Source organism: Sphaerisporangium dianthi, from assembly GCF_042654065.1.
Classification (GTDB): domain Bacteria; phylum Actinomycetota; class Actinomycetes; order Streptosporangiales; family Streptosporangiaceae; genus Sphaerisporangium; species Sphaerisporangium dianthi.
In genome coordinates this window covers 1-4,038 of record NZ_JBHSFP010000088.1, presented here as the reverse complement: position 1 = coordinate 4,038, position 4,038 = coordinate 1, and the positions used below count along the sequence as shown (strand labels likewise).

Genomic DNA, 4,038 nt, shown 5'->3' with positions numbered 1-4,038 from the left:
TGGCCTCGCTTCGCTCGGCGTGCTCGGGGCGCCTTTGAGGCGGCGCCGTTCGTCGTCGTTCACGAGCGCTCGTCCCTCGCACTCGCTCTCTCCTCCTCACGACACCGCCGCGCCCCGAGCAGTGCCGGCTTGGCCTCGCTTCGCTCGGCGGGCTCGGGGCGCCTTTGAGGCGGCATCCGGGCGGCCTTGCGGAGTGTGCGGGGCGGGTGTTGGAGGGGCGGAAAGGATGATCTTTTCCGTGTCGAACGGACTAGCCCGGCGGCGGTCGCGCCGTATCGGAGGACTAGCCCGTGAGGGGCCTGTACAGGCGCATTTTGTCGACACAGGGCAATGGTGTGACCACGCAGCGTGATGAAATGAATTTCTTGAGGGGAGAAACTGGTCTTGACGTTGCTTGTAGGGCCAAGACCAGCTAGTTTCCCCTCCCGTCCGAGTACATCGACAGAAATTCGAGGTGACCCGGCGTGGCTCTTCCTCCCCTGACCCCCGAGCAGCGCGCCGCAGCCCTGGAGAAGGCTGCCAAGGCCCGCAAGGAGCGTGCCGAGGTCAAGAACCGGCTGAAGCACGGCGCGGTTTCTCTGGCTGAGGTGCTGAAGGATGGTCAGACCGACGACGTCATCGGCAAGATGAAGGTGTCGGCACTTTTGGAGTCGCTCCCCGGCGTGGGCAAGGTCCGCGCCAAGCAGCTCATGGAGCGGCTCGGTATCGCCGAGTCCCGTCGCGTACGGGGCCTCGGCGCCAACCAGCGCGCCGCTCTGGAGCGTGAGTTCGGCGGTGCCGAGAGCTGATCTCGGCTCGCGGAGCAAGATTTACGGGGGTGTGGTGTGACCGGTACGTCCTGGCCCGAAGAGGGCGGAGCCCACGAGGCTCCCGTTTTCGGGGGGTTCGGGACGCATGGCGGTGATCCCATGCCTCCATCCGGGAGTCCGGAGGCGACGATGGTCTCCTCCGGACCGACGGGAAAGCGCCTGACGGTCCTTTCAGGGCCGTCGGGCGTCGGCAAGTCCACGGTCGTCGCCGAGCTTCGGCGGTCCCACCCAGAGGTGTGGCTGTCGGTCTCGGTGACCACCAGGGCCCCCCGCCCTGGTGAGACCCACGGCGTCGAGTACTACTTCGTCGGGGATCAGGAGTTCGACCGCCTGGTCGCCGGCGGTGAGCTGCTCGAGTGGGCCGAGTTCGCCGGCAACCGCTATGGGACGCCCCGCGCGCCCGTCGAGCGCAAGCTCGCCGAGGGCGTGCCGACGCTGCTGGAGATCGACCTCCAGGGCGCGCGGCAGGTCCGAGGATCCATGCCCGAGGCCCTGCTGGTCTTCCTGGCCCCACCGAGCTGGGAAGAGCTCGAGAGCCGCCTGCGCGGCCGCGGCACCGAGCCCGAGGACGTCATCGCGCGCCGCCTGGCCGCCGGGCGCGTCGAGCTGGCCGCCGAGAAGGAGTTCGACCTCTCGCTGGTCAACACGGCCGTCAAGGACGTGTGCGGCCGGCTGGTAGCCTTGCTGCAGTGACGATGGGCGAGGCCTGAGCGAGTCGGCCCCGCCTTTCCGCTTGGTATCCTTCGAGGCCAAGACCGAAGACTCGACATTCGACTGAGAGGCCGACGACGTGGCAGGCACTGCCCCGGTTGCCGAAGGCATCACCAACCCGCCGATCGACCAGCTGCTTGAGGTCGTCGACAGCAAGTACAGCCTGGTCATCATGGGCGCCAAGCGCGCGCGCCAGATCAACGCCTACTACTCCCAGCTCGGCGAGGGCCTGCTCGAGTACGTGGGTCCCCTGGTCGAGACCCACGCCCAGGAGAAGCCGCTTTCCATCGCGCTGCGCGAGATCTCCGAGGGCCTGCTGAGCTCCGAGCCCATCGAGGGCTGACACCTTCCCCGGCGACCCGAGCCCGACACCACTCCGCCCGGAGACCGCGATGGCGAGTCACGACCGCGCCAGGCCGAGCGTCGTTCTCGGCGTCGGCGCGGGCATCGCCGCGTACAAGGCGTGCGAGCTGCTGCGGCTGTTCACCGAGTCGGGGCACGACGTCCGGGTCGTCCCGACCCGTGACGCGCTGCGCTTCGTCGGCGAGCCCACGTGGGCTGCCCTGTCGGGCAACCCCGTCACCAGCGAGGTGTGGGACTCCGTCCACGAGGTGCCGCATGTGCGCATCGGCCAGGGCGCCGACCTCGTGGTGGTCGCCCCGGCGACCGCCGACATCCTGGCCAGGGCCGCGAACGGCCTGGCCGGCGACCTGCTGACCAACACCCTGCTGACCGCGCGATGTCCCGTGGTCTTCGCTCCCGCCATGCACACCGAGATGTGGGAGCACCCCGCCACCCGCGCCAACGTCGCGACGCTGCGCGAGCGGGGCTCGCTGGTCATCGACCCCGCCGTGGGCCGGCTGACCGGCGCCGACACCGGGCGCGGGCGCCTGCCCGACCCGGCGCAGATCTTCGAGTTCTGCCGCTCGGTCCTGGCCGGGCGCGAGCGCGACCTGGCCGGCCGCCGCGTGGTGATCTCCGCGGGCGGCACCCGCGAGGCCCTCGACCCGGTCCGCTACATCGGCAACCGCTCCTCCGGGCTCCAGGGGTACGCCCTGGCCCGCACGGCGGCGGCGCGGGGCGCCGAGGTCACACTGGTCGCCGCCAATGTGGCCCTGCCCGACCCCGCGGGGGCCACGGTCGTGCGCGTCGAGTCCGCGCTCGACCTGCGCGCCGCGGTGTTCGAGGCGGCGGAGAACGCCGACGCGGTGGTCATGGCGGCGGCCGTGGCCGACTTCCGGCCGACCGCGCGCAGCGGGTCCAAGATCAAGAAGACCTCGGCCGATCCCGAGCCCGTGCACCTGACGAAGAATCCCGACATCCTGGCCGAGTTGTGCGAGCGGCGCAGAAACGGCGGCAAGCCCGCCCCCGAGGTGATCGCCGGCTTCGCCGCCGAGACCGACGACGTGCTCGCCAACGGCCGGGCCAAGCTCGCCCGCAAGGGCTGCGACCTGCTGGTCGTCAACCAGGTCGGCGAGGGGCTGGCCTTCGGCACCCCCGACAACGCCGCGGTGGTCCTGGTGGCCGGCGGCGAGCCCGTCGAGATTCCCCGCGGCCCCAAAGAGGCCCTCGCCGACGTCGTCTGGGACCTGATCGCCCCCCGTCTCAGCTGACGGCGAGGCCGCAGGGGAGCGTCTCCCGGCGGGGCCCGGCCATCAGCCGCCGGACGCAAGGGTCCTCAACCGGACCTGTCCGCCCTGGCCGGGGCTTCCGTGTCACCGGACCCGAGGGGGTTCCGCGGGCCGTTCTCGCGGGCTCGCGGGCCACAGATCTCTGACCATCAGCGCATAGCAGGACGAAGGTGCTTGATGGCGGGCGTTTCCCGGCGGATACTCCAGGTGGATGCCGGACCGGGAGGGCTTGACTATGCCGGTGACCGCCGCCATCAGGGGACGCTGCCGTGCCCTGCTGCCAGCAGGTGAGGACATTCACTATGTCTTCCCTGTCGCCTTGGTGCGCTCGGGCGGCGTGGCCAACTACATGGTCGTCGTCACCGACAGGTCCGTCACCGTGCTGGCCACCAAGGTGTTCAGCAGGTACGAGCCCGCCGCCGTTTGGGCCACCTACCCACGTCAGACCCGCCTTGGACCCGTGCGGTTCGCCGCCGGGCCCACGATCCAATTGGGTGGTACGGTCTTCGAGGTTGACGATGAATACGTCGCGGTCGTCGGCGCGGCGGACGCCGAGGCGTTCTCGCCCGGAGACCTGCCGCAAGATCCGCTTCCCGACCTGTGAACCGCGTCGGCCACGCCCACATGCCAGGACGGTAGAGCGGCGCCGCTTCAGGTAAGGCTAGACTCGGCGGAGCGCTTCGGCCGTCTCACGCCCAAGCCAACGACGTCAGCAGCCGCTGCATGAGGAGCCACTGAGTTGTCCCGCCGCCTGTTCACTTCCGAGTCGGTCACCGAGGGTCACCCGGACAAGATCGCCGACCAGATCAGCGACGCCATCCTCGACGCCATGCTCAAGGGCGACCCCACGAGCCGGGTCGCGGTCGAGACGATGATCACTACGGGTC

Annotated in this window: 6 protein-coding genes; all 6 read left to right on the top strand. The window is 70.2% G+C overall.

The window, feature by feature from the left end; translation table 11 throughout:
• Window positions 1-464 precede the first annotated feature (464 nt).
• Window positions 465-788, top strand: coding sequence for an integration host factor, actinobacterial type (gene mihF, locus ACFO60_RS40660; protein ID WP_114031276.1), 324 nt, complete (start codon window positions 465-467; stop codon window positions 786-788).
• A 150-nt stretch (window positions 789-938) separates the two neighbouring features.
• The gene (gene gmk / locus ACFO60_RS40655) at window positions 939-1,502 is read left to right on the top strand and encodes a guanylate kinase (protein ID WP_380852849.1); all 564 of its coding nucleotides are present in this window, start codon (window positions 939-941) and stop codon (window positions 1,500-1,502) included.
• A gap of 97 nt (window positions 1,503-1,599) precedes the next feature.
• Window positions 1,600-1,863, top strand: coding sequence for a DNA-directed RNA polymerase subunit omega (gene rpoZ, locus ACFO60_RS40650; RefSeq protein WP_189166350.1), 264 nt, complete (start codon window positions 1,600-1,602; stop codon window positions 1,861-1,863).
• A gap of 49 nt (window positions 1,864-1,912) precedes the next feature.
• Window positions 1,913-3,133 (top strand): bifunctional phosphopantothenoylcysteine decarboxylase/phosphopantothenate--cysteine ligase CoaBC, encoded by a 1,221-nt coding sequence (coaBC, locus tag ACFO60_RS40645; RefSeq protein WP_380852846.1) that lies wholly within the window; start codon window positions 1,913-1,915, stop codon window positions 3,131-3,133.
• Between the two features lie 253 nt (window positions 3,134-3,386).
• Entirely contained in the window at window positions 3,387-3,755 is a 369-nt protein-coding gene (locus ACFO60_RS40640; RefSeq protein WP_380852843.1) for a hypothetical protein, read from the top strand.
• A 135-nt stretch (window positions 3,756-3,890) separates the two neighbouring features.
• Window positions 3,891-4,038: S-adenosylmethionine synthetase N-terminal domain-containing protein (locus ACFO60_RS40635; RefSeq protein WP_380826384.1), on the top strand; the 148-nt coding region annotated here is incomplete at its 3' end.

Bases quoted from the DNA above. Each gene is read 5' to 3' on its own strand.
- gmk (WP_380852849.1), top strand. From the start codon at position 939: ATGGTCTCCTCCGGACCGACGGGAAAGCGCCTGACGGTCCTTTCAGGG.
- coaBC (WP_380852846.1), top strand. From the start codon at position 1,913: ATGGCGAGTCACGACCGCGCCAGGCCGAGCGTCGTTCTCGGCGTCGGC.
- ACFO60_RS40640 (WP_380852843.1), top strand. From the start codon at position 3,387: ATGCCGGTGACCGCCGCCATCAGGGGACGCTGCCGTGCCCTGCTGCCA.